This is a genomic window from Nocardia sp. NPDC047654, assembly GCF_043205035.1.
In the GTDB taxonomy this organism is placed as follows: domain Bacteria; phylum Actinomycetota; class Actinomycetes; order Mycobacteriales; family Mycobacteriaceae; genus Nocardia.
Genome location: NZ_JBIDDF010000001.1, coordinates 480,127 through 503,051 on the forward strand (window position 1 = coordinate 480,127; position 22,925 = coordinate 503,051).

Annotated in this window: 19 protein-coding genes; 15 read left to right on the top strand and 4 right to left on the bottom strand. The window is 70.5% G+C overall.

What is annotated here, in order from left to right; all coding sequences use genetic code 11:
- Positions 1-22: 22 nt before the first annotated feature.
- Positions 23-1,585 (bottom strand): hypothetical protein, encoded by a 1,563-nt coding sequence (locus tag ACGF7Y_RS02200; protein ID WP_393228381.1) that lies wholly within the window; start codon positions 1,583-1,585, stop codon positions 23-25.
- A 442-nt stretch (positions 1,586-2,027) separates the two neighbouring features.
- On the opposite strand from ACGF7Y_RS02200, the gene smc reads away from it, so the two are divergent.
- Positions 2,028-5,648: a chromosome segregation protein SMC gene (gene smc / locus ACGF7Y_RS02205; protein ID WP_393228382.1), complete on the top strand. Its 3,621-nt coding sequence runs from the start codon at positions 2,028-2,030 to the stop codon at positions 5,646-5,648.
- 239 nt (positions 5,649-5,887) lie between these two features.
- On the opposite strand, the gene ACGF7Y_RS02210 is transcribed toward smc, so the two are convergent.
- A complete protein-coding gene (locus ACGF7Y_RS02210) occupies positions 5,888-6,805 on the bottom strand; it encodes an NmrA family NAD(P)-binding protein (RefSeq protein ID WP_393228384.1) in 918 nt (305 codons plus the stop codon).
- A gap of 169 nt (positions 6,806-6,974) precedes the next feature.
- Here ACGF7Y_RS02210 and ACGF7Y_RS02215 point away from each other — a divergent pair, with 169 nt between their 5' ends.
- A complete protein-coding gene (locus tag ACGF7Y_RS02215) occupies positions 6,975-7,685 on the top strand; it encodes a TetR family transcriptional regulator (RefSeq protein WP_393228386.1) in 711 nt (236 codons plus the stop codon).
- A 130-nt stretch (positions 7,686-7,815) separates the two neighbouring features.
- On the opposite strand, the gene ACGF7Y_RS02220 is transcribed toward ACGF7Y_RS02215, so the two are convergent.
- Positions 7,816-8,205: a DUF2237 family protein gene (locus tag ACGF7Y_RS02220; RefSeq protein ID WP_019048221.1), complete on the bottom strand. Its 390-nt coding sequence runs from the start codon at positions 8,203-8,205 to the stop codon at positions 7,816-7,818.
- 193 nt (positions 8,206-8,398) lie between these two features.
- On the opposite strand from ACGF7Y_RS02220, the gene ftsY reads away from it, so the two are divergent.
- The 13 genes from ftsY to trmD all read left to right on the top strand — a co-directional run bounded on the left by ftsY (position 8,399) and on the right by trmD (position 21,922).
- Positions 8,399-9,895, top strand: a complete 1,497-nt coding sequence (gene ftsY, locus ACGF7Y_RS02225; RefSeq protein WP_393228388.1) for a signal recognition particle-docking protein FtsY — start codon at positions 8,399-8,401, stop codon at positions 9,893-9,895.
- Between the two features lie 327 nt (positions 9,896-10,222).
- The gene (locus ACGF7Y_RS02230) at positions 10,223-11,602 is read left to right on the top strand and encodes an ammonium transporter (protein ID WP_393228389.1); all 1,380 of its coding nucleotides are present in this window, start codon (positions 10,223-10,225) and stop codon (positions 11,600-11,602) included.
- A 4-nt stretch (positions 11,603-11,606) separates the two neighbouring features.
- Positions 11,607-11,945 (top strand): P-II family nitrogen regulator, encoded by a 339-nt coding sequence (locus tag ACGF7Y_RS02235; RefSeq protein ID WP_040868325.1) that lies wholly within the window; start codon positions 11,607-11,609, stop codon positions 11,943-11,945.
- An 83-nt stretch (positions 11,946-12,028) separates the two neighbouring features.
- On the top strand, positions 12,029-14,500 hold the full coding sequence (locus ACGF7Y_RS02240; protein ID WP_393228391.1) for a [protein-PII] uridylyltransferase: 2,472 nt from the start codon (positions 12,029-12,031) through the stop codon (positions 14,498-14,500).
- A 120-nt stretch (positions 14,501-14,620) separates the two neighbouring features.
- Positions 14,621-14,935 carry a hypothetical protein gene (locus ACGF7Y_RS02245; RefSeq protein ID WP_040868323.1) on the top strand — a complete coding sequence of 105 codons (315 nt, stop codon included), beginning with the start codon at positions 14,621-14,623 and terminating at the stop codon, positions 14,933-14,935.
- A gap of 106 nt (positions 14,936-15,041) precedes the next feature.
- Positions 15,042-16,604, top strand: a complete 1,563-nt coding sequence (gene ffh / locus ACGF7Y_RS02250) for a signal recognition particle protein (protein WP_357033772.1) — start codon at positions 15,042-15,044, stop codon at positions 16,602-16,604.
- A 130-nt stretch (positions 16,605-16,734) separates the two neighbouring features.
- Positions 16,735-17,829 (top strand): amidohydrolase family protein, encoded by a 1,095-nt coding sequence (locus ACGF7Y_RS02255; RefSeq protein ID WP_393228394.1) that lies wholly within the window; start codon positions 16,735-16,737, stop codon positions 17,827-17,829.
- Between the two features lie 54 nt (positions 17,830-17,883).
- The gene (locus tag ACGF7Y_RS02260) at positions 17,884-18,867 is read left to right on the top strand and encodes an LLM class F420-dependent oxidoreductase (RefSeq protein WP_393228396.1); all 984 of its coding nucleotides are present in this window, start codon (positions 17,884-17,886) and stop codon (positions 18,865-18,867) included.
- Between the two features lie 49 nt (positions 18,868-18,916).
- Positions 18,917-19,654: a class I SAM-dependent methyltransferase gene (locus tag ACGF7Y_RS02265; protein WP_393228398.1), complete on the top strand. Its 738-nt coding sequence runs from the start codon at positions 18,917-18,919 to the stop codon at positions 19,652-19,654.
- A 196-nt stretch (positions 19,655-19,850) separates the two neighbouring features.
- Positions 19,851-20,282 (top strand): 30S ribosomal protein S16, encoded by a 432-nt coding sequence (gene rpsP, locus ACGF7Y_RS02270; protein ID WP_393228400.1) that lies wholly within the window; start codon positions 19,851-19,853, stop codon positions 20,280-20,282.
- A gap of 91 nt (positions 20,283-20,373) precedes the next feature.
- Positions 20,374-20,616 (top strand): RNA-binding protein, encoded by a 243-nt coding sequence (locus tag ACGF7Y_RS02275; RefSeq protein ID WP_011210690.1) that lies wholly within the window; start codon positions 20,374-20,376, stop codon positions 20,614-20,616.
- Positions 20,617-21,141, top strand: coding sequence for a ribosome maturation factor RimM (gene rimM, locus ACGF7Y_RS02280; RefSeq protein WP_062969833.1), 525 nt, complete (start codon positions 20,617-20,619; stop codon positions 21,139-21,141).
- 73 nt (positions 21,142-21,214) lie between these two features.
- On the top strand, positions 21,215-21,922 hold the full coding sequence (trmD, locus tag ACGF7Y_RS02285; protein WP_393228403.1) for a tRNA (guanosine(37)-N1)-methyltransferase TrmD: 708 nt from the start codon (positions 21,215-21,217) through the stop codon (positions 21,920-21,922).
- A gap of 125 nt (positions 21,923-22,047) precedes the next feature.
- On the opposite strand, the gene ACGF7Y_RS02290 is transcribed toward trmD, so the two are convergent.
- The gene (locus ACGF7Y_RS02290; RefSeq protein WP_393228405.1) at positions 22,048-22,899 is read right to left on the bottom strand and encodes a LuxR C-terminal-related transcriptional regulator; all 852 of its coding nucleotides are present in this window, start codon (positions 22,897-22,899) and stop codon (positions 22,048-22,050) included.
- Between the last annotated feature and the right edge of the window lie 26 nt (positions 22,900-22,925).

A 22,925-nucleotide genomic window follows, 5' to 3' on the forward strand; every position in this document is an offset into this window, starting at 1 on the left:
GTGACAGCGCCGATTTTGTGTCCTACCACCCGCGCCGCGAGCTGGACTCGTGCGAGGGCGCCGGGTTTTCGCGCCGTGAGCGCTGATCGCCGCGATGGCGGCGGTCGGGTGGCGGTTGAAGGTCGCGCCCTGACTGCCGACCGGGTCGCGAACGAGGGGAATCGGTCTCGTCGGGGTAGCGATCCGGCTGCCGGGCGACGTGCTGGTCGTCGTCGGCGAGTTCGCGGTGTCGACGTCTCGGGAGGTCGGGACGGCCGGGGGTGGGCCTTGTGGGCACTTGCGGCTCTTCCGCACCGGGCCACCGATCGCTGCGCTGCTCCGATTCGGGTTCGCCGCGTCGACGGCGCGCCGGGGACGTTCGCGCCGGCGAGCCGTAGTCGTTCGACCGGAGGTTCTGTTGCCCCATGTCGTCGCGTGATCGTCGATCGGCACCGGCGCGGTCGGATGAGGGCCGGGGGGTGGCGGCTCTTGGTGTGGAGCGGCGCTCGGAAGCTCTCGGAGCGGCGGGAGGTCGTTCGCGACCGGACGAGAGCCGGGCATGGTCGTCGTCCACAGCTTTGGCCGACCGGCGTGCGGTTCCGGTGCCGGACGCGTCATCAGGCGATTTGCGGAGGGTCTTGTCCGCGCGCGGCTGCGGTGGACGGCCCGGCTGGAGGACGGGTAGTTCGCGGGTGGTCCGCGCGGCGTTGACGCCCTTCTCCCGGTAGGTCGCGGGAATGTCGTGGGCGCGCAGCCATGCGCCGGGGTCTTGGCGGGCGCCGGCGTCCAGCCACGGAATGGTGTCCTCGAGCAGATCGAGGAGGTCGCCGGGCCCGTCGCCGAGGGCGCTGCGAATCGCGTGGAAGGCGTCGGGGTGGAACGTCCACTTCCATTCGGAGGGCGGATGCGCACTGCCGTGCCACCGGCCGTGCACGACGAGGTCACCGGAGCGGCCGATCCTGGCTCGCACCGTTCGCCTGCTCGATTCGATGACGAGTTCACCCGTCTCGGTGCGGGTGATCTGCTCTGTCTCGTCATGGTCGTCGAGTTCGCCGGGGTCGGCTTCATCGTCGGGGTCGACGCGGCGAATCCATTTCGTCATCGCGTTCAGGGTCGGCAGGGGCAGCCGTTCGCCCGAGGCGCCGCGGCGGGTGATCCGCAATGTCCGCGCAATCCCGGCGACGAGATCGGCGCGCCCTGCGGAATCCTCGGGTTCGAGCTGGTCGTCGTCTTCGAGGTCGGCCACGGGACCAGGCCTCGCGGCCACATCCGTGCGACGCGCTCGCTCGCCCCTGCCGTACGCCGTGTCCGCCCGACGTCCGGTTCGACCGGGAAAATTCCCAGGACTGGGAGTTTCGTACTGCTCGGCGTCGTCCCACGGCGGATCGGCGTCCTGCTCCAGCCCCCGCAGCTTGATCTCGAACCACGCCGCGGCCAGGGCGGCCGCACCGAGAGCGGCCGCGACCGCCACCTCCACCCGCACATCGCCGAGCAGCACGCTCTTGCTGCGCTCGCAGGCGTGCAGGAACACCAGGCTGCCGAGTACCAGCCCCGTGATCCGGGCAAGGCGCAGCCGCGTGCTCGTCCCTGGTGAGGGGGCAGACATCGTGGTGCGCTCCCGAACGTTCCGCTGGCGAAATCAGAGGGATCGTATGTGGCCGGAGCGCGCGGCGTCAGTGCCAGTTCGAGACCGCCCGGATTCGGCGGACCGATGAGCCCGGAAGCGGACCGGCGATCGAGCGAACACGCAGGGGCGTCGCGCCGTCGCGGGGGAGGGTCCAGTGGTTCGCGGTGTGCGCGCCACCGGTCTCGACCGGGTGCCACGAACAGTGCGGCGCGCCGTCCGGGCAAACCCCGGGCACATCGAAATGCGCGCGAACCGGCGGCGAGTCGATAACCTACGGAGATCGCCGAACCGCCACTCGGCCGCTTGCGCCGTCGGGGCCGGGGAGCGCCCGGCGCGCGACGGATACCATGACTGGTCGCCGGATGCGCTGCCCCGACCCCGCGGAACGCCGACCGGGCAGAACACGGAAAGGTCGTCGAACTTGCACCTGAAGAGTCTGACGTTGAAGGGCTTCAAATCCTTCGCGTCCGCGACGACGCTGCGGTTGGAGCCGGGTATCACGTGTGTGGTCGGTCCGAATGGATCGGGCAAGTCGAACGTCGTCGACGCGCTCACCTGGGTGATGGGCGAGCAGGGTGCGAAGGCGCTGCGGGGCGGCAAGATGCAGGACGTCATCTTCGCGGGCACGGCGGGGCGCGCGCCGCTCGGCCGCGCCGAGGTCACGCTGACCATCGACAATTCCGACGGCGCACTGCCGATCGACTACGCCGAGGTCTCCATCACCCGGCGCATGTTCCGCGACGGGGCGGGCGAATACGAGATCAACGGCAACTCCTGCCGCCTGATGGACGTGCAGGAACTGCTCAGCGACTCCGGTATCGGCCGCGAGATGCACGTCATCGTGGGTCAGGGGCAACTGTCGGCGATCCTGGAGTCGCGCCCGGAGGACCGCCGCGCGTTCGTCGAAGAGGCCGCCGGTGTGCTCAAGCACCGCAAGCGCAAGGAGAAGGCGGTCCGCAAGCTGGAGGCCATGCAGGCCAATCTGGCCCGGCTCACCGACCTCACCACCGAACTGCGCAGGCAACTCAAACCGCTGGGCAGGCAGGCCGAGGTGGCCCGAAGGGCGCAGACCGTGCAGGCCGATCTGCGTGACGCGCGGCTGCGCCTGGCCGCCGACGACCTGGTCACCCGCCGCGCGGAGCTGGCAGGCCAGCAGAGCAAGGAGGCGTACGCGCGCGAGCAGCAGATCACCGTGCAGTCCGAGCTGGACGCCGCCAACGCGGCGCTGGCGCAGCAGGAATTCCAGCTGTCCCGGTTGACGCCGAGCGCCGAGGCCGCCGCGCAGATCTGGTTCCAGCTCTCCGCGCTGGCCGAGCGGGTCAACGCGACCATTCGCATCGCGGGCGACCGGGCGCGGCACCTGGACACCACCGCTGCGGTCGGCGCGGGCCGTGACCCCGAGCAGCTCGAGGCGGAGGCCGATCGTGTCGAGGCCGAGGAGGCCGAACTGCGCGAGGCGGTCGAGATGGCCACCGAAACGCTGGAGGCGGCCAGAGACCAGCTGGCCGAACGCGAACACGCCGCCAAGGCCGCCGAGCAGGCGCACCTGGCCGCGGTGCGGGCGATCGCCGACCGGCGCGAGGGCGTGGCCCGGTTGGCGGGCAAGGTGGACACCTTGCGGGCCAGGGCGCAGTCGGTGGACGCGGAGATCGCGCGCCTGTCGGTCGCCATCGCCGACGCCCGCCATCGCGGCGAGGCCGCCCAAGCCGAATTCGACACGGTGCAGACCGACCTCGACGAACTCGACGCGGGCGAGGCCGGTCTGGACGCCCAGCACGAGCACGCGGTACAAGCCCTGGAACTGGCCGATCAGCGCGTCACCGAACTGCGGGAACAGGACCGCGACGCGAGCAAGCGGGTCGCCTCGCTCGGCGCGCGCATCGAGGCGCTCGGGATGAACCTGGCGCGCCGCGACGGGGTGGCCTGGCTGGTGGAGCACCGCGAACAGGGCTTGCTCGGTCCACTCTCGGCGTTGCTGCGCGTGCACGGTGGGTATGAGGCCGCCGTCGCCGCCGCGCTCGGCCCGCTGGCCGACGCCGTCGCCGCCGACACCGGCGAGTCCGCGCACGCCGCCATCCAGGCGCTCAAGGACGCCGACGGTGGTCGCGCCGCGGTCGTCTTCGGCGCCGAGAGCGCCGAGGAGCCGCACCCGGGCGCATTGCCCGGCGGCGCCCGCTGGCTGGTCGACGTGGTGGAGTGCCCCGACACCGTGCGCGGCGCGATCGCGGCGCTGACCGCGGGAATCGCCGTGGCCGAGGATCTGCCCGCCGCCCGCGCGCTGGTCGCCTCCCGGCCCGGCCTGCGCGTGGTCACCCGCGACGGCGACCTCGCCGGAAACGGCTGGCTGCTCGGCGGTTCCGATCGGGCGCCCAGTCAGCTGGAGATCCAGGCCGACATCGATGCCGCCCAGGCCGAGCTGGTGTCCGCGCAGCGGCGCGCCGAGGAACTCGAGGCCGCGCTGTCCGGCGCGCTCGAGGAACAGGCCGACCGCAAGGACGCCGTCGATCAGGCACTGCTGGCCCTGCACGAATCCGATCAGGCGCTGGTGGCGATCTACGAGCGGCTGGGCAGGCTCGGCCAGACCGCCCGCACCGCGCACGCGGAGAGCGAACGGCTGCTCGGCCAGCGCGACGACGCCGAGGCCAACCGGGAAGAGGCGCTGGCCGCGCTGGCCGACCTCGAGGATCGCCTGCGGCACGCGGAATTCGAACAATCCGAGGTGGATGCCGACGGCGCGGGCGCCGCGGGCACCGAAGCCGCGGGCCGCGCGCGCGAGGAGGCGGCGTCCGCGCTGGCCGAGGCGCGCGCGATGGAGGTCGAGGCCCGGCTCGCCGTGCGCACCGCCGAGGAACGCGCGGAATCGGTACGCGGCAAGGCGGAGTCGCTACGCCGCGCCGCCCGTGCCGAGCGGGAGAACCGCGCCCGCGCCGAACGCGCGGCGGCCGCGCGCAAGAAGGCGGCCGAGGTGGCCGCCGCTGTCGCCGAATCCGGTGCGAAGATCGCCGCCGAGCTCGAGCGGGTGGTCGCCGCGGCGGGCGCCCGCAGGGACGAGCTGGTGCGCAAGCGCTCGGAGTGCGCCGCGCAGGTCGAGCAGATCAAGGAGCGGGTGCGTGCCCTCACCGCGCAACTGTCCCAGCTCACCGACGCCGTGCACCGGGACGAGGTGGCGAAGGCGCAAGCGGCGCTGCGCATCGAGCAACTGGAGGCGACGATCGCCGAGCAGTTCGGCATCGCGCTGAACGATCTGATCGCCGAGTACGGTCCGGACGTGCCACTGCCGCCCTCGGCGCTGGAATTACAGGAGTACGAGCAGGCCAAGGAGCGGGGTGAGCAGGTCAGCGAGCCCGCACCGATGCCCTACGACCGGCAGACCCAGGAGCGGCGCGCCAAGCGCGCGGAGAAGGATCTGGCCACCCTCGGCAAGGTGAATCCGCTGGCGCTGGAGGAATTCGCGGCGCTGGAGGAGCGCTACAACTTCCTGGCCACCCAGCTCGAGGACGTCAAGAGCGCGCGCAAGGATCTGCTCGACGTGGTCGCCGAGGTCGACGCCCGCATCCTCCAGGTCTTCACCGAGGCATACGCCGACGTGGAGCGCGAGTTCGTCGGGGTGTTCGCGAAACTGTTCCCCGGCGGCGAGGGCAGGCTCCTGCTCACCGACCCCTCGGACATGCTCACCACCGGCATCGAGGTGGAGGCCCGTCCGCCGGGTAAGAAGGTCAAGCGGCTCTCGCTGCTGTCCGGCGGAGAGAAGTCGCTCACCGCGGTCGCGTTGCTGGTGGCCATCTTCCGCGCCCGGCCCTCGCCGTTCTATGTGATGGACGAGGTCGAAGCCGCGCTCGACGACACCAACCTGCGCCGCCTGATCGGCTTGTTCGAGCAGCTGCGGGAGAAGAGCCAGCTGATCGTCATCACCCACCAGAAGCCGACGATGGAGATCGCCGACGCGCTCTACGGCGTCAGCATGCGCGGCGACGGCATCACCCAGGTGATCTCCCAGCGGCTGCGCGGGGAGAATCTGGCGCCGGTCGGCGCGGCGGGCTGAGCCGCCGCACGGTCACCCGCCGGTCGCGGGGAGGGTGACCGTGCCGGCGTCCAGGTCGACCAGCGGATCGTCACCGGAGACGCGGTCGTCGAGCTTCGCAACCGCCACCCATTCCTTCGAGGGGCACAGTCCGCCGACCCGTCGCCCGTGAGCGGGCGGACCCGCCCCTCAGGCGCACAGCACGCCGGTCCGCCGACCGGTCACGCCGTCACATGCGGATCGGCCGGGCTCTTGTCAGCTCACCGGGCGGCGGTGGCCTTTTCGCCGTCCAGCAGCGCTTTGATCTGCGCCGCACCGGTTTCGGCGAGCCAGGTGTCGAATGTTCGCAGGCCGGGATGGATTTCGCGGATCTCGTCGACGTCGGCGCGCCAGCCGCCGGTGTGGCGCATCGAACGCCAGGTATTGCCGATCTCCGCGCCGATCGCGTCCGCCTCGGCCTCGCCGACCTCCTGATACCGGACGGAGTGCCCGGTGGCCGCGCTGATCGCCGCGGCGGCCGCGGGCGGGGCGAGCACGTCGCCCGCGAGTTCGAGGACGCGGCCGTGGAATCGATCCGGGTCGGCGAAGACGAGACCGGCGATATCGCCGATATCCGCCAGGGCGATCACCTTCATCGGCCCTTCGGCCGGGAAGAGATGCCGGTGTACGCCGTCGAAGATGCCGTCGACCGGTGAGGTGCGCAGCAGGTAGTTCTCCATGAACCGCACCGGCCGCAGCAGGGTGTAGCGGGCGCCGCTGGCGATGACGGCGTCTTCGATGCGCTTCTTGCCCGTCACGCCCCACGACGCGTTGTCGCCCATCGAGGCGATGCCGGTGAACACGATCTGCCGAACGCCGGCGTCGCGCGCCGCGTCCACGACCGCTCGTCCGCGCGCGGCTTCCAGGTCGACATCCCAGCCCTGCGGACTGTATGCGGCCGGCGGGACCAGGAACAGCCCGGTGACACCGGCCAGCGCCGCGGGCAGGGTCTCCGGGGCGTCGAAGTCGCCGACGACGAGTTCGGCGCCCGCCGCGGCCAGGTCCTGTGCGGCCGGTGCCTGCGCGTCGCGGACCAGCGCGCGCACCGCCCTGCCGTCCGCCAGCAGCCTGCGGGCGGTCACGCCGCCCTGCTTGCCGGTGGCGCCGGTGACCAGGATGAGGTTGTGCTGAGGGGACATGCTCCGCCTTCTCTGCTCGTTAGAATCGGGTCGGTCAACCCGGATTCGGACGATACGGGTGGCTCGACCCGATTCACCAGGTCGCTTCCAGGAAGGCCGTAACGAAATGACCATCTCGCTCGCCCCGGACGGGCTGTCCAGAGCCGATGCCCGGCGCAATCGCGCCCTCGTGCTGGCGGCCGCGCAGCGGGCGTTCGCGGAGCAGGGTGCCTCGGTGTCGCTCGCCGAGGTCGCCCGCCGGGCGGGCGTCGGCGCGGGCACCGTCTACCGTCACTTTCCGACGAAAGCCGCTCTGCTGGAAGCCGTTATGCAGCAGCGCATCGACCGGTTGGCGAAATTGGCCGCCGACCGTCTCGGCGCGGCCGACCCCGGCGCCGCCTTCTTCGACCTGTGCACCGCGGTGATCGCCACGACCCCGGGTAACCAGGCGCTGTGCGATCTGGTCCAGTCCGACGACGGCTGGCCGCGTGCGCTGTTGCAGGGCGCGGGCGTGCGTTTCCATCGCGCGCTGGGCGCGCTGCTGGCCGCGGCCCAGCGCGAGGGGGCGGTCCGGGCCGACATCGAACTCGACGACGTGCTGGCGATCTTCACCGGATGCGTTGCGATTCAACAACTCCGCAAGGCGCGGGGCGAAGTGGACCGCACCGCGGCGCTCGTGCTCGACGCGCTGCGCGCCCGGCCGGGCGGTCCGGCAGTGACGAAACAGGATGCCGGGACCGAAAACCGTAACGAATCAGTCGAACGTAACGAAACCGGGGATGGTCGCTGCCCGGTGTGCCACGCGGCGGTGCCGCGGGCCGGGACGGGCCGCCGGGCCAGGTATTGCTCGGCGGCATGCCGCCAGAAGGCGCATCGCCGGCGTGTCGCGGCGGCCCGATAGGGAGAATGGCGCATCTGTGCCATTCGGTGCTCTGCTGCGCCAACCCGTCCGAGCGGACGCCGGTTCGCCGTGGGGGCGGTGGTTCCTCGCGGCGGCCCGTCGCGGGCCGGGGAAGAAAATTCCCCTCCCCTCAGAGCAGGTCGCTGACGTCGTCGGGCACATCGACGGCGTACTTACGCAGAATGTCCATCGAGATCACTTCCAGGGCGTTCTCGTGGGTGGCCGCCAGCACCACGGGCGCGGCTACGCCGTCCTCGTGTGCGTGCAGCCACCGCACGGCCACCACGCACCACCGATCGCCGGGCTGGAGGCCAGGAAAATTGTTCTCCGGACGCGGAGTGCTCAAATCATTTCCGATGGACGCTTGATGCTCCAGGAATTCTGCCGTGACGACGGTGCACACGGTGTGGCTGCCCAGATCCTCCGGCCCGGTACTGCAGCAGCCGTCCCGGTAGAAGCCGGTGAGAGGATCGGTGCCGCACTCTTCCAGCGGCCCCCCAAGCACGTTTCGATCGGTCACGTCGCCGATCCTATTGTCCCTTCGCGAGAAGTTCCGCAGGACAAGAAATCTCGGGGGCTGTGTCGGTGCCGGGCAGGGCTCGTGCACGGCCCGGTATCTGCGGTGTTCCCCGAGGTCACGCCGTCGGCCCGGTGGTGCGACTCGCGCGGCGGGTGCGGCTCGGGGCCCGGCACGTGATGGTCGGTCTGCAAGGATGGTCCGCGTGAGTCCCGAAGTCTGGATCCTGATCGCCGCGGTCGCCGCACTGCTGCTCGTCGTGCTCGTCGCCGGTTTCGTCCGGTACCGGCGCGGCCGCGTGTCGCTGACACCGCCCACGCAGGACAAGGAGGTGACCGACCGGTCCGGTGGCTACACCGCGTCCGGCGGATTCACCTTCAGCAGGGGCGGCACGGCGACCGAGCCGCAACCGGTCGAGCGCACCGACACCGAAGGACAGCCGCACGTCGGCGACGACGCCGCGATCCCGCGCGACGCGCCCAAACGCGGCATCACCAATGTTCCGTTGCCGGAGGCGGACGTCGCCGAGGCCCCGCCCGCGGCCGGCGCCGCCGCTCCTGCCGAACCGGAGACGGCGGAGCCCATCACCGGCGAGGCGGCAGCACCGGAGAGCCCCGTGACCGGCGCCGCGCCGGTCACGGCGGACGACACCGAGGTCGCGGACGCGACCGCCGAGCCGGCCGCCGACACCGCGGCCCCGGATGCCGCCACCGGAGTCGTCGCTCCCGACACGCCGGCCGGTGTCGAGGCGCCTGTCGCGCTGGAGGAGATCGAGCCCACCGCCGGACGCCTGGTCCGGCTGCGCGGACGGCTGTCGCGCTCGCAGAACGCCGTCGGCAAGAGCCTGCTCGGCCTGCTCGGCGGCGGTGACCTGGACGACGACTCGTGGGAAGAGGTCGAGGATACCCTCGTGCTCGCCGACCTCGGCACCGCCAGCACGACGGCCGTCGTCTCCCGGCTGCGCGCGGAGATGGCGGCGCGCAGCGTGCGCACCACCGACGAGGCGCGTGCGGTGCTGCGCGACGTGCTCGTCGAACAGTTGCGACCGGAGCTGGACCGCGCGGTGCGCGCGCTGCCGCACCCGGACCACCCGTCGATTCTGCTCGTGGTCGGCGTGAACGGCACCGGCAAGACCACCACCACCGGCAAGCTCGCGCGTGTGCTCGTCGCCGACGGCCGCCGGGTGCTGCTCGGCGCGGCCGACACTTTCCGCGCCGCGGCCGCGGACCAGTTGCAGACCTGGGGTGAGCGGGTCGGCGCCGACACGGTCCGCGGCCGCGAGGGCGCCGATCCGGCCGCGGTCGCGTTCGACGCGGTGGCCGCGGGTGTCGAGCGCGGCGTCGATGTGGTGCTGATCGACACCGCGGGGCGGCTGCACACCAAGACGGGGCTGATGGACGAGCTGGGCAAGGTCAAGCGGGTCGTGGAGAAGAAGGCGGCCGTGGACGAGGTCCTCCTCGTGCTGGACGCGACGGTCGGGCAGAACGGACTGACGCAGGCCCGGGTGTTCGCCGAAGTGGTGGATATCACCGGCGTCGTGCTCACCAAGCTGGACGGCACCGCCAAGGGCGGCATCGTCTTCCAGGTCCAGCACGAATTAGGCGTGCCGGTGAAGCTGGTCGGCCTCGGTGAGGGCGCCGACGATCTGGCTCCGTTCGAGCCGGCCGCGTTCGTGGACGCGCTGCTGGGCTGATCCTTCCGCTTCGAAAGTGGCTGCGGCTCGCGGCGTCCCGGTCGGCGGTGCGCCGCGAGCCGCTCCCCGCCGGGATGCGAGGCCGATCACACCCCGGATGTTTGCCGAGTCCTCCTCCGCTGTAACGAATGTCCGATTCCCGAGCGCGGGCCTCACAACGCCGCGAAACGCCCGGTGTACGTGACGAAACGTAGTGGCAACACGGCTGCGCCATCCGTTCACGTAGGTGAAACACGTCAGCTCTACGGATGAAACACCGAGTAAGGACCCTTCTGTTCAGGTCCATTTGCCGGAATCGGCGGGGCCCGAGATGAGGAGGACATTAAGGTGGCTTTTCCACTTACCGGTGCACCGGATACCGGTGACACCGCCTGGATGCTGGCGAGCTCGGCGCTGGTGTTGCTGATGACGCCGGGCCTTGCTTTCTTCTACGGTGGCATGGTCCGGTCGAAGTACGTGCTCAACATGATCATGATGAGCATCAGCGCCATGGGCCTGGTCGGCGTGCTGTGGTCGCTGTACGGATACTCGACGGCTTTCGGCGACAACAAATTCGGCGTGATCGGTGACCCGACGCAGTTCTTCGGCCTGAAGGGCTTGATCGGGGGCAACTCGGTCGCCGAGGTCAAGGACGCGGCGGGCGCGGTCACCACCGAAGCGGTGAACATCCCGCTCGCGGGCACGATTCCGGCCACCGTCTTCGTCGCCTTCCAATTGATGTTCGCCATCATCACGGTTGCCCTCATCTCGGGCGCGGTCGCCGACCGCTTGAAGTTCGGCGCGTGGCTGCTGTTCGCGGGCATCTGGTCCACGGTGGTCTACTTCCCGGTCGCGCACTGGGTGTTCGACTTCGACGTCAAGGACGCCGACGGCAACGTGGTGCACGAGGGCGGCTGGATCGCGAACAAACTGCTCGCGGTCGACTTCGCGGGTGGCACGGCGGTGCACATCAACGCCGGCGCCGCCGGTCTGGCCCTGGTGCTGGTGCTCGGCAAGCGCAAGGGCTGGCCGACGACCCCGTTCCGTCCGCACAACCTGCCGTTCGTCATGCTGGGCGCCGGTCTGCTGTGGTTCGGCTGGTTCGGCTTCAACGCCGGTTCCGCGGTGACCTCCGGCGGCCTCGCCGGTTCGACCTTCGTCACCACCACCATCGCGACCTGCGCCGCCATGCTGGCCTGGCTGCTGGTGGAGAAGATCCGCGACGGCAAGCCCACCTCGCTCGGCGCGGCCTCGGGCGTCGTGGCGGGCCTGGTCGCCATCACCCCGTCGTGTTCCTCGGTGAACGTGCTCGGCGCGCTGGCCATCGGCGCGGTCGCGGGCGCGTTGTGCGCCCTCGCGGTCGGCCTGAAGTTCAAGTTCGGTTTCGACGACTCGCTCGACGTGGTCGGCGTGCACCTGGTCGGCGGCATCGTCGGCACCCTGATGGTCGGTTTCGTCGCGGCGCCCGAGGCGGGTGCGGGCAAGACCGGTCTGCTCTACGGCGGTGGCGTCGATCAGTTGTGGCGGCAAGCGGTGGGCGCCGGTGTGGTACTTGCGTTCTCCTTCGTCGCGACGCTGATCATTGCCTATATCGTGAAGTTCACCATTGGGCTGCGCGTGAGCGAGGAAGCAGAGTCGGTGGGCTTGGACGAGTCCGAGCACGCGGAAACCGCCTACGACTTCGCCGCTCTGGGTAGCACGGCACGTTCGGCCGTCAAGGAGGCATGACGACATGAAACTGATCACCGCAATCGTCAAACCGTTCACGCTCGAGGACGTCAAGTCCGGGCTCGAGCAGGCGGGTGTGCTGGGCATGACCGTCAGCGAGGTCCAAGGGTACGGCCGGCAGAAGGGGCACACCGAGGTGTACCGCGGCGCGGAGTACTCCGTCGACTTCGTGCCGAAGGTCCGCGTTGAGGTCGTCGTGGACGACGCGTCCGTCGACAAGGTCGTGGAAGTGATCGTGGAGGCCTCCCGCACCGGCAAGATCGGCGACGGCAAGGTCTGGGTCACCCCGGTGGAGTCCATCATCCGGGTCCGGACCGGCGAACGCGGCACCGACGCGCTGTAGCGGGATATCGATCGAGCGGCGGCCCCGCTCCCGCCGGAGCTCCGGCCGGGGCGGGGCCGCGCGCATGAACTGGGCGGTGGGTTGTGGGTAGTCAGTACGAGCACGACGGTGAGCCGAAGGTCGCCGGAGGCAGCGGCAAGGTGTCCAACGGGGCGGCCGACCTGGTCCGCGCGCGAACCCAACTGCTCGACGGCGGCCAGCCGCGCAATCCCCGGCTGGACGCCGAGTCGCTGCGCCAGGCATTGGTCGACCTCTACGAACTGTGGCTCACGAGCAAGGGCGCCGAACTGGGCATCGCCCCCGACAGCGGCTTGGCCGTGGTGGCCGTCGGCGGTCTGGGCCGCGGCGAGATGCTGCCGTACTCCGATCTGGATCTGGTGCTGCTGCACGACGACGTCGACCCGGCCCGGGTGGCCGAGGTCGCCGATCAGCTCTGGTATCCGCTGTGGGACGCGCACATCAAACTCGACCACAGTGTGCGGACCGTTCCGCAGGCGTTGCGGGTGGCCGCAGACGATCTCATCGCCGCGCTGGGCATGCTCGAGGCCAGGCACATCGTCGGCGACCAGGACTTGAGCAATCTGCTGATCGGCGGGGTGCGCCGGGAATGGCGCACCGGAATCCGCTCCCGCTTCGACGAGCTCATCGCCCAGGCGCACACCCGATGGGAGCGCAACGGCGAGATCGCCCACCGCGCCGAGCCCGATCTGAAGAACGGGCGCGGCGGCCTACGCGACATCCAGCTGCTCGACGCGCTGGCCATCGCCCAGCTGACCGACGCCATGCCCGGTCTCGGTCCGGACGTGCCCGGCGGCGGATTGAAACAGGCGCATCGGCGCCTGCTCGACGTGCGCACCGAGCTGCACCGGGTGGCGGGCCGGGCCCGCGACCAGCTGCGGGCGCAGGACGCCGACGAGATCGGCGCGGCCCTGCGCGTCGGCGATCGGTTCGATCTGGCTCGCACCCTGAGCGATTCGGCCCGGACGGTCAGTTACTCCGTGGACGTCGGGTTGCGCACCGCGGCCAACGCGCTGCCGCGTCGGGGCTTGGCGCGCCTGCGCCGGATGCCGGTGCGCAGGCCGCTGGACGAGGGAGTGGTCGAGCACGCGGGCGAGGTCGTGCTGGCCCGGGATGCCCGCCCGCAGCGCGATCCCGGCCTCATCCTGCGCGTGGCGGCGGCGTCCGCGCAGACCGGCCTGCCGATGTCGGCCACCACCCTCAACCGGCTCTCCGAGGACGCCCCCGAGCTACGCGAGCCGTGGCCCAAGGACGCCCTCAACGACTTGCTGGTCCTGTTGGGCGCGGGCCGCGGCACCATCGACGCGGTCGAGGCGCTCGACCGGACCGGACTGTGGGGCAGGCTGCTGCCGGAATGGGGCGCCGTGCGCGACCTGCCGCCGCGCGATGTCCAGCACATCTGGACCGTCGACCGCCACCTCATGGAGACGGTCGCCTACGCGGGCGGCCTGAGCACCCGGGTGGCCCGCCCGGACCTGCTCGCCCTCGGCGCGCTGCTGCACGACATCGGCAAGGGCCGCGCGGGCGATCACAGCCTCGTCGGCGCGGAACTCGCCACGCACATCGGCCGCCGCCTCGGTTTGTGGCCCTCGGACGTGCGGACGCTCAGCGCGATCGTCCGCCACCACCTGCTGCTGCCGGAAACCGCCACCCGGCGCGACCTGTCCGATCCGGAGACGGTGCGCTCCGTCGTCGACTCCCTCGACGGCGATCCGCAGTTGCTGGAACTGCTGCACACCCTGGCCGAGGCGGATTCGCTGGCCACCGGTCCCGGCGTATGGGGCGACTGGAAGGCCTCGTTGATCGGTGAGCTGGTCCGCCGGTGCCGGATGGTCATGGCCGGCGACCAGCTGCCGACGCCGGAGTCGATCGCACCGGAGCTGATCGAGAAGGCCCGAGCGGGCGGGGTGCACGTGGACCTGAAGCCTGGTGAGAGCAAACACACCTACACGGTGACCGTCATCGCGCCGGACAGCCCCGGGCTGCTCTCCGACGCCGCCGGCGTGCTCGCGCTGCACTCGCTGCGGGTGCTGTCGGCCGCGCTGGGGGTGGAAGGCGCGTCCGCGGTGGACACTTTCGTCGTCGCTCCCAAGTTCGGCGATCCGCCGGACCCGGGCCTGCTGCGCCAGGAACTGATCCGCGCCACGGCCGGCGATCTGGATGTGCCCGGGGCGCTGGCCAAACGCGAGCGGGAGGCGAGCACGATCGGCCGGAGCAGGTACGCGCAGGCTCGGCCCCGAGTGATCTGGTCGGACACCTCCGCACCCGGCCAGGTGATCCTGGAGTTGCGCGCCGAGGACCGGGTCGGCCTGCTCAGTCGCCTTGCCGCCGAACTGGCCGCCTGCGGAGCCGACGTCCGCTGGGCCAAGGTCGTCACGATGGGGTCGGCCGTGGTCGACAGCTTCTGCCTGGATCTGGGATCCGAGGACGGCCCCGCCCGCCGGGAAGCGATCGAGAAAGCGCTCCTCGCGGTGGTTCCCAAAACTGCGCCCAAACCGCCCGAAGTGGCTTCTTCCGACCCGGAAAGTGGCCACTAGCTGCGAATAATCCGGTGATCAATCTGTTGCAGGATATTTGCTACATCCGAACTCCCGCTCGGCGGACGGACCATACGATCTAGGGCGTCCGGCTATCGCGAGCACGAGGGGAGCAGGTCGATGGCAATTGAAGTCGTTTCGGCGTCCACGATGACGAGTGACGAGACCACGCACATGGCACGCTGCGTCGGCGGCGACCGCTGGGTGGTCTCCTGGCTTCCGGGTCGCACGTTGACCGGGCGACAGGCGGTCACCGCGATGACGATCGCGTCCAGGGTCGCCACCTCGCCCATCCCGAGCACGGCGGAGTGGGCGGTCCTCGACGACCTGGCCCTGGAACTGGGCCTGACCGCCAACGAGGCGGTCTTCATGGTGGCCGAGGAGAACCACGACTACCGCAAAACGGCCAAGCCGCGCCGCCGCGTGCTCGACTAGCAGGCCCGCGCTCGGCCCGGAAGGACGCACCGCCTGCGCGAACACGCGGGTGATCCCATTACCCTGGGAGAGAATGTGACGTCCCCCGAGATCAGGAGCGCGATCGGTGTTCGAATCCCTGTCCGACCGGCTTACCGGTGCCCTCAAGGATCTGCGCGGTAAGGGGCGTCTGTCACCGGCCGACATCGACGCCACCTGCCGCGAGATCCGCCTCGCCCTGCTGGAGGCCGACGTCGCGCTGCCCGTCGTCCGCGGCTTCATCGGACGGATCAAGGAGCGCGCCAAGGGCGCGGAGGTCAGCGCCGCGCTGAACCCGGCCCAGCAGGTCGTCAAGATCGTCAACGAGGAACTCGTCGGCATCCTCGGCGGCGAGACCAGGCGGCTGAACCTGGCCAAGAACCCGCCGACGGTGGTCATGCTGGCCGGTCTGCAGGGTTCCGGTAAGACCACGCTCGCGGGCAAGCTGGCGAAGTTGCTGAAGGGGCAGGGGCATCAGCCACTGCTGGTGGCGTGCGACTTGCAGCGTCCCGGCGCCGTCACGCAGCTGCAAGTGGTCGGCGAGCGCGCGGGCGTGCCCGTCTACGCGCCGCACCCCGGCACGTCCGTCGGCGGCGGGGAGAACCCGCTGGGCATCTCGGCCGCCGATCCGGTGAACGTGGCGCGCGGTGGTGTCGAGGAGGCGCGCCAGAAGCAGTACGACGTCGTCATCGTCGACACCGCGGGCCGCCTCGGCATCGACGAGGAACTCATGCGCCAGGCAGCGGGCATCCGCGACGCCGTGCAACCGGACGAGACCCTGTTCGTGCTCGACGCGATGATCGGCCAGGACGCGGTCAACACCGCCGAGGCGTTCCGCGACGGCGTCGGCTTCACCGGCGTGGTGCTCACCAAGCTCGACGGCGACGCCCGCGGTGGCGCGGCGCTGAGCGTCCGCGAGGTCACCGGCGTGCCGATCCTGTACGCCTCCACCGGTGAGAAGCTCGAGGACTTCGACGTCTTCCACCCGGACCGTATGGCCAGCCGCATCCTCGGCATGGGTGACGTGCTCACCCTGATCGAGCAGGCCGAGCAGGTCTACGACGCCAAGCAGGCCGAGGAGGCCGCGCGCAAGATCGGCAGCGGCGAGCTCACCCTCGAGGACTTCCTCGACCAGATGCTGGCCATCCGCAAGATGGGCCCGATCGGCAACCTGCTCGGCATGCTGCCGGGCGCGGGCCAGATGAAGGACGTGCTCGCGCAGGTCGACGACAAGCAGCTCGATCGCGTGCAGGCGATCATCCGCGGCATGACCCCGGCCGAACGGGCGAATCCGAAGATCATCAACGCCTCCCGCCGCCTGCGCATCGCCAACGGTTCCGGCGTTCAGGTCTCCGACGTCAATCAGCTCGTCGACCGCTTCTTCGAGGCCAAGAAGATGATGGCGATGATGGGCCGCCAGATGGGGCTGCCCGGCAGCCGCCGCGGCAACGCGAAGAAGGGCAAGAAGGGCAAGAAGGGTGGGCGCGGCCCCACGCCGCCGAAGGTGCGCGGCGGCTTCCCGGGGATGGGCGGCATGCCCGGCCTGCCTGCCGGAATGCCCGACCTGTCGAACATGCCCGCCGGTTTGGACGAGTTGCCGCCCGGTTTGGAGGGGTTCGACCTCAGCAAGCTGAAGTTCCCGAAGAAGTAGGGCACTTCGCCGCGGCAGGACCCTCCGGTCGGAGGGGCGTCGCCGTCCCGCGGTCCCTCGGTGCGTGGATGACTGTCGCGGGAGTCGCCCAGTAGGTTGGAGGCGGCCGGTGACATCCAGGAGGTTGTTCGTGCATCTGCGAGGTGTGGTTCTCCCCGAAGACGAGGTGCGCGATCTCTGGGTGCGGGACGGACTGGTGTCCTTCGAACCCGTACCGGGCGCCGAAACGCTGTGCGACGCGGGATGGATCGTGCCGGGACTGGTCGACGCGCACTGCCATGTCGGGATCCGGTACGGCGGCGGCCACGAGGACCGCGCGGGCGCCGTCGCGCAAGCCGAGACCGAGCGTGACGCCGGGGCGCTGCTGCTGCGCGACGCGGGCTCGCCGATCGACACCCGTTTCATCGACGACCACGAGGACCTGCCGCGGATCATCCGCGCCGGCCGCCACATCGCCCGCCCGAAGCGCTACATCCGCGAACTGGGCATCGAACTCGACGACGAACGCGATCTGCCGGAGATCGTCGCCGAGCAGGCCCGCCTCGGCGACGGCTGGGTCAAGATCGTCGGCGACTGGATCGATCGCTCCGTGGGCGACCTGCGCCCACTGTGGAGCGACGCGATCCTGAAGGAGGCCATCGACGCGGCGCACGCCAACGGCGCCCGGGTCACCGCGCACGTCTTCGGAGAGGACGCGCTGCCCGGCTTGATCAACGCCGGTATCGACTGCCTGGAGCACGGCACCGGCCTCACCGACGAAACCATCGAGATGATGGTCGAGCACGGCACCGCTCTGGTTCCCACCCTGGTCAATATCGACACCTTCCCCGACATCGCCGACGGCGCGGGCAAATTCCCCGTCTACGCCTCGCACATGCGCGATCTGCACCGTCGGGTGCGCGGCACGGTCGCCGCCGCGCACGAGGCGGGCGTGCCGATCTTCGCGGGCACCGACGCGGGCGGCTCCATTCGCCACGGGCGCATCGCCGACGAGATCGCCGCGCTCGGCGCCGCGGGCCTGTCCCCGCACGACGCGCTCGGCGCGGCCTCCTGGAATGCCCGCGACTGGCTCGGGCGGCCCGGCATCGAAGACGGCGCGCCCGCGGATTTCGTCGTCTATCAAGAGGATCCGCGCACCCATCCGGAAACGCTCGGCACGCCATACGCCGTCGTCCTGCGCGGGCGCGTGTACGGCGCGCACGGCCCGGTCACCGGCCATCGATAACTCGTCATCGCGGCTCACCCGCGCGTTCGCCGACGCGGCGTAAGGTCGGATTCCGTGACGATTCGCCTCGGTTATCAGATGCCCAACTTCAGCTACGGCAAGTCGGTGCGCGAACTCTTCCCCACGGTTGTCGCGCAGGCCCGAGAGGCCGAAGCCGCCGGTTTCGACACGGCCTTCGTAATGGACCACTTCTATCAGCTGCCCGGCATCGGCACGCCCGACGAGCCGATGCTCGAGGCGTACACCGCGCTCGGCGGTCTGGCCACGGCGACGGAGCGAATCCAGTTGTCGGCGTTGGTCACCGGCAACACCTACCGCAACCCGGCCATGCTCGCCAAGACCGTCACGACGCTGGACGTGGTCAGCGGTGGCCGCGCGGTGCTCGGCATCGGCGCGGGCTGGTTCGAACTCGAGCACCGCTCCTTCGGCTACGAATTCGGGACGTTCACCGACCGCTTCGAGCGGCTGGAGGAGGCCCTGCGGATCATCCAGCCGATGCTGCGCGGGGAACGCCCCACGTTCCAGGGCAAGTGGTACCAGGTCGAGCAGGCCATGAACGAGCCGCGCGTCCGCGACGACCTGCCGATCCTGCTCGGCGGCAGCGGCGAGAAGAAGACCTTCGGCCTGGCCGCCCGCTTCGCCGACCACCTCAACATCATCTGCAACGCCTCCGAACTGCCGCGCAAGATCGAGGCGCTGCGGGCACGCTGCGCCGAAGCCGGCCGGGACCCGCGGACCCTGGAGACCAGCTACCTGTGCTTCGTGATGATGGACGAGGACGGCGATCTGGTACGCAAGCAGCAGCGGGATTACCTGAGCCGCATGGGTATCGACCTGTCGGCGATGTCGGACTCCGAGCGCGCGCAGAGTCCGGCCGACCGTCAGTTCGTCGGTACGCCGGACGATGTTGCCGAACAGCTGCGGACCCGCGTTCTGGACCAGGGCGTCGACGGACTGATCATCAACATGGTGTTCAACGGGCACGAGGCGGGCGCGGTCGAACTCGCCGGGCGCACTTTTGCTCCGCTGGTGCGCTGACGAGCGAGAACCGGGTCCGAATGCCATTGGCGCTGGATACAATCGGCCGATGATAGCCCCTCCGTGGCGCGCGTCGTACGGCATCGACGCGCCGTCGGTGCTGCTGTTGCTGGGAGTTCTCGCGGTCGGGTATCTCGCCGCCGCCCTGGTGGTGGCGCTGTTCGGGCAGCTGCGCCCGAGTCTGCTGCTCCTGCTCATCGGCGTCGTGCTGGCTGCGCAGTTCGGGCTCTTCCTGCACGCGACCCGCCGGGGCAAGTTCCGGGTCTGGGCGGGTCTGCTCGACGACCTCGACCTGCGCGGCGACGAACGACTACTGGACATGGGATGCGGCCGCGGGGCGGTGCTGCTTGCCGCCGCGCGGCGCCTGCCCGCCGGGCGCGCGGTGGGCCTGGACCTGTGGTGCTCGGCCGACCACTGCGGGAACATCCCGGCCACCGCCGAGCAGAACGCGCTCGCCGAGAACGTCGCCGACCGGATCGAGTTGCGCACCGGCGACATGACCCGCATGCCCTTTCCGGACGGCGCGTTCGACGTCGTCGTCTCCAGCTTGGCGATTCACACCATCAAGACCGCCGAGGGCCGCGCGAGCGCGGTCCGGGAGGCGTGCCGCGTACTGCGCCCCGGCGGCAAGCTGGTCATCGTGGATATCGGCAAGACCCGCGATTACCGCGCTGTCGTGGCCGCGCACGGCGCGACAGCCCTCACTCTGCGCCCCGTGGGATGGCAGATGTGGTGGGGCGGTCCCTGGGTGCCCACCCGCGCGCTCACCGCCACCGCTCCGGCCTAGCCGCACCGAGGAGGCGCGATTTCCGGCGCGATCATGCGGTCTGGCACAATGGACCACCGTCCTTCCGGACAAGTGGCAGCCCGTCTCCGGTTCCGTACCGCGCGGCGGTCACACACTCGAAAGCGCAAAACCGGGCTCGCAGACCATGCGGGTCGCCGAATTGCGTCGTGACCAACCAACGAAAGGCAGATCAGCAGTGGCTGTTCGCATCAAGCTCACCCGCCTGGGCAAGATCCGCAACCCGCAGTACCGCGTCGTCGTCGCCGACGCCCGCACCCGCCGCGACGGCCGGGCCATCGAGTCCATCGGCAAGTACCACCCGAAGGAAGAGCCCTCGCTGATCGAGATCAACTCCGAGCGCGTGCAGTACTGGCTGGGCGTCGGCGCGCAGCCGACCGAGCCGGTCCTCCAGCTGCTGAAGATCACCGGCGACTGGCAGAAGTTCAAGGGCATCGACGGCGCCGAGGGCACCCTGAAGTCCAAGCCGGCCAAGCCGTCCAAGCTGGACCTGTTCAACGCCGCGCTGGCCGCCGCCGACAACGAGCCGGTCGCCGAGGCGGTCACCCCCAAGAAGAAGGGCAAGAAGGACGCCGAAGAGGGCGCCGAGTCCGCCGAGGCCGCCGAGTAATGAGCCGGCCTCACCCGTCCACCCGATACCCGTCCCGAGCCGTGCACAGACCGGCCCCGACGGGTGAGTCGCGTCTCGAGGTGATGGAACAGTGAGCGCCGTCGTCGCCGATGCCGTCGAGCACTTGGTGCGCGGCATCGTCGCCAACCCCGACGACGTCCGCGTCGAGCTGATCACCGGCCGCCGCGGGCGCACCGTCGAGGTGCACGTCCATCCCGATGACCTGGGTAAGGTGATCGGCCGCGGCGGACGTACCGCGACCGCGCTGCGTACCCTCGTGGCCGGTATCGGCGGCCGGGGCATCCGGGTCGACGTGGTCGACACCGACCAGTAGATGGAACTCGTCGTCGGACGGGTCGCCAAGTCGCACGGCGTGCGCGGCGAACTCGTCGTCGAGGTACGCACCGACGAGCCCGAGGCGCGTTTCGCGCCGGGCACGACATTGCGCGGCCGGCTGCCCCGAGCGGCAGAGGTCCGCGAGTTCACCGTGGAGTCGGCCCGAGAGCACTCGGGCCGGCTTCTGGTGTGCCTGGTCGGCGTGACCGACCGCACCGGGTCCGACGCGCTGCGCGGCATGCTGTTCGTGGTCGACAGCGCCGACCTCCCGCCTTCCGAGGATCCGGACGAGTTCTACGACCACGAGCTGGAGGGGCTGGAGGTCCGGCTCCTCGACGGCACCGTGGTCGGCTCCGTGCGTGAAGTGCTGCATTCCGCCGCCGGGGAGCTACTCGACGTGCGCGCCGCCGAGGACGGACGGGAGATCTTGATCCCGTTCGTCACCGCCATCGTGCCCACGGTGTCTCTCGCCGACGGTGTGATCGTGATCGATCCGCCCGAGGGTCTGCTCGACCCCGAATGATGCGGCGCAAGCCCCGATCGCGCGTCGCTCACCCGGCCGGTGCGAGGCGGCCCGGCGGCGAGAGGAGACAGGGATGAGAATCGACGTCGTCACGATCTTCCCGGAGTACCTGGAGCCGCTGCGCACGGCACTGCTCGGTAAGGCGATCGACAAGGGCCTGATCTCCCTCACGGTGCACGACCTGCGCCGCTGGACCCACGACGTGCACAAATCGGTCGACGACGCCCCCTACGGGGGCGGGCCCGGCATGGTCATGAAGCCGACCGTGTGGGGTGACGCGCTCGACGAGGTCTGTCCCGATGACGCGCTGCTCGTGGTCCCCACTCCGGCGGGCGTGCCGTTCACGCAGGCGACCGCGCACCGCTGGGCCGGCGAGCGGCATCTCGTCTTCGCCTGCGGCCGCTACGAGGGCATCGACCAGCGCGTCTTCGACGACGCCGCCAGCCGTGTGCGGGTGGAGGAGGTCAGCATCGGCGACTACGTGCTGATCGGCGGCGAGGCGGCTGTGCTGGTGATGACCGAGGCCGTGGTCCGGCTGCTGCCCGGCGTGCTCGGCAATCAGCAGTCCCATCAGGAGGATTCGTTCTCCGACGGCTTGCTCGAAGGCCCCAGTTACACCCGCCCGGTCACCTGGCGCGGCCTCGACGTCCCGCCGATCCTGCTGTCCGGCGACCACGCGAAAGTGGCCGCCTGGCGGCGCGAACAAGCTCTCGCCAGGACCCGCGAACGCCGCCCGGATCTGCTTCCGGGCCAGGACACGGTGCGCGAACCCGGACGATAGACCGGAACCGCCCCGCTGAGCGGATCAGCGCCACATGCCGAACGCGGCCTCCGTGGCGCGGGGCTGCCCCGTTCACCACATCGCGGTATCGGTCATCGTCGAGGCATATCGCGGGCGCGGGTCGCTCACGGCAATAAGCCGTGGCGGCGGGCCGCTGTCACCGCCTCGTGCCGGGAGTGGGCGTCGAGTTTGACCATCGCGTTGCGCAGATAGCTCTTCACGGTTTCCGGACCGAGCGAAAGACGTTGCGCCGTCTCCTGATTGGTGCAACCCAAGGCGATCTGGGAGAGCACGTCGAGTTCGCGGCGGGACAGTTTCGGGCTGTCGGGGTGCGGCTCGCCGGTCAGGACCCGGGTGAGTCGTTCGCACACCGCGTGCAGGCGTCCGCGCAACCGGTCGTCCTCGGTGGAGCGCGCCATGCCGCGCAGTTCGGCGTGGATGTCGCGCAGTTCCTCGGTGATGGCCGGTGCCGTCGCGGCCGACGGCGCGGCCACCTCCAGCATGCGCAGCCGACGGTCGACCTCGTCGCGCACCGCGATCTCGGTGGCCAGGCGGCGACCGGCCTGGACGACGAGATCCGCGGTGCGGTCGCCCAGCGGGCTCGCGCCACGGGTCGCGGCATAGAGCACCGCTCGGGGACATCGGTCCACCACCACGGGCACGGCGAGCACGGAGCGGATGCCCTCGCCGGAAACCGGCCCGTCGTAGTCGTGGGTGATCGAGGACGCGCGGCGATAGTCGGTGACCGCGGCGGGCCGTCCGGAATCCATTACCCGGCCGCCCAGCCCCGAAGTCCGCACGACGGCCAGGCCGCGCAGGCCGTTGGTCAGCGTGCCCACGAATTCCGACAGCAGCAGCGCGTCACCGTGCACCTCGCCGCCGAACGCGACCGGCACGCCCGCAGCGCTCGCCACCCAGCGGATCTCGGCACGCAGAGCGTCGCTGTCGCGCGGACGCAGCAGAGCGGTGTGGGTCACGAGACTCACCCCTTTTCGGGGGTAGT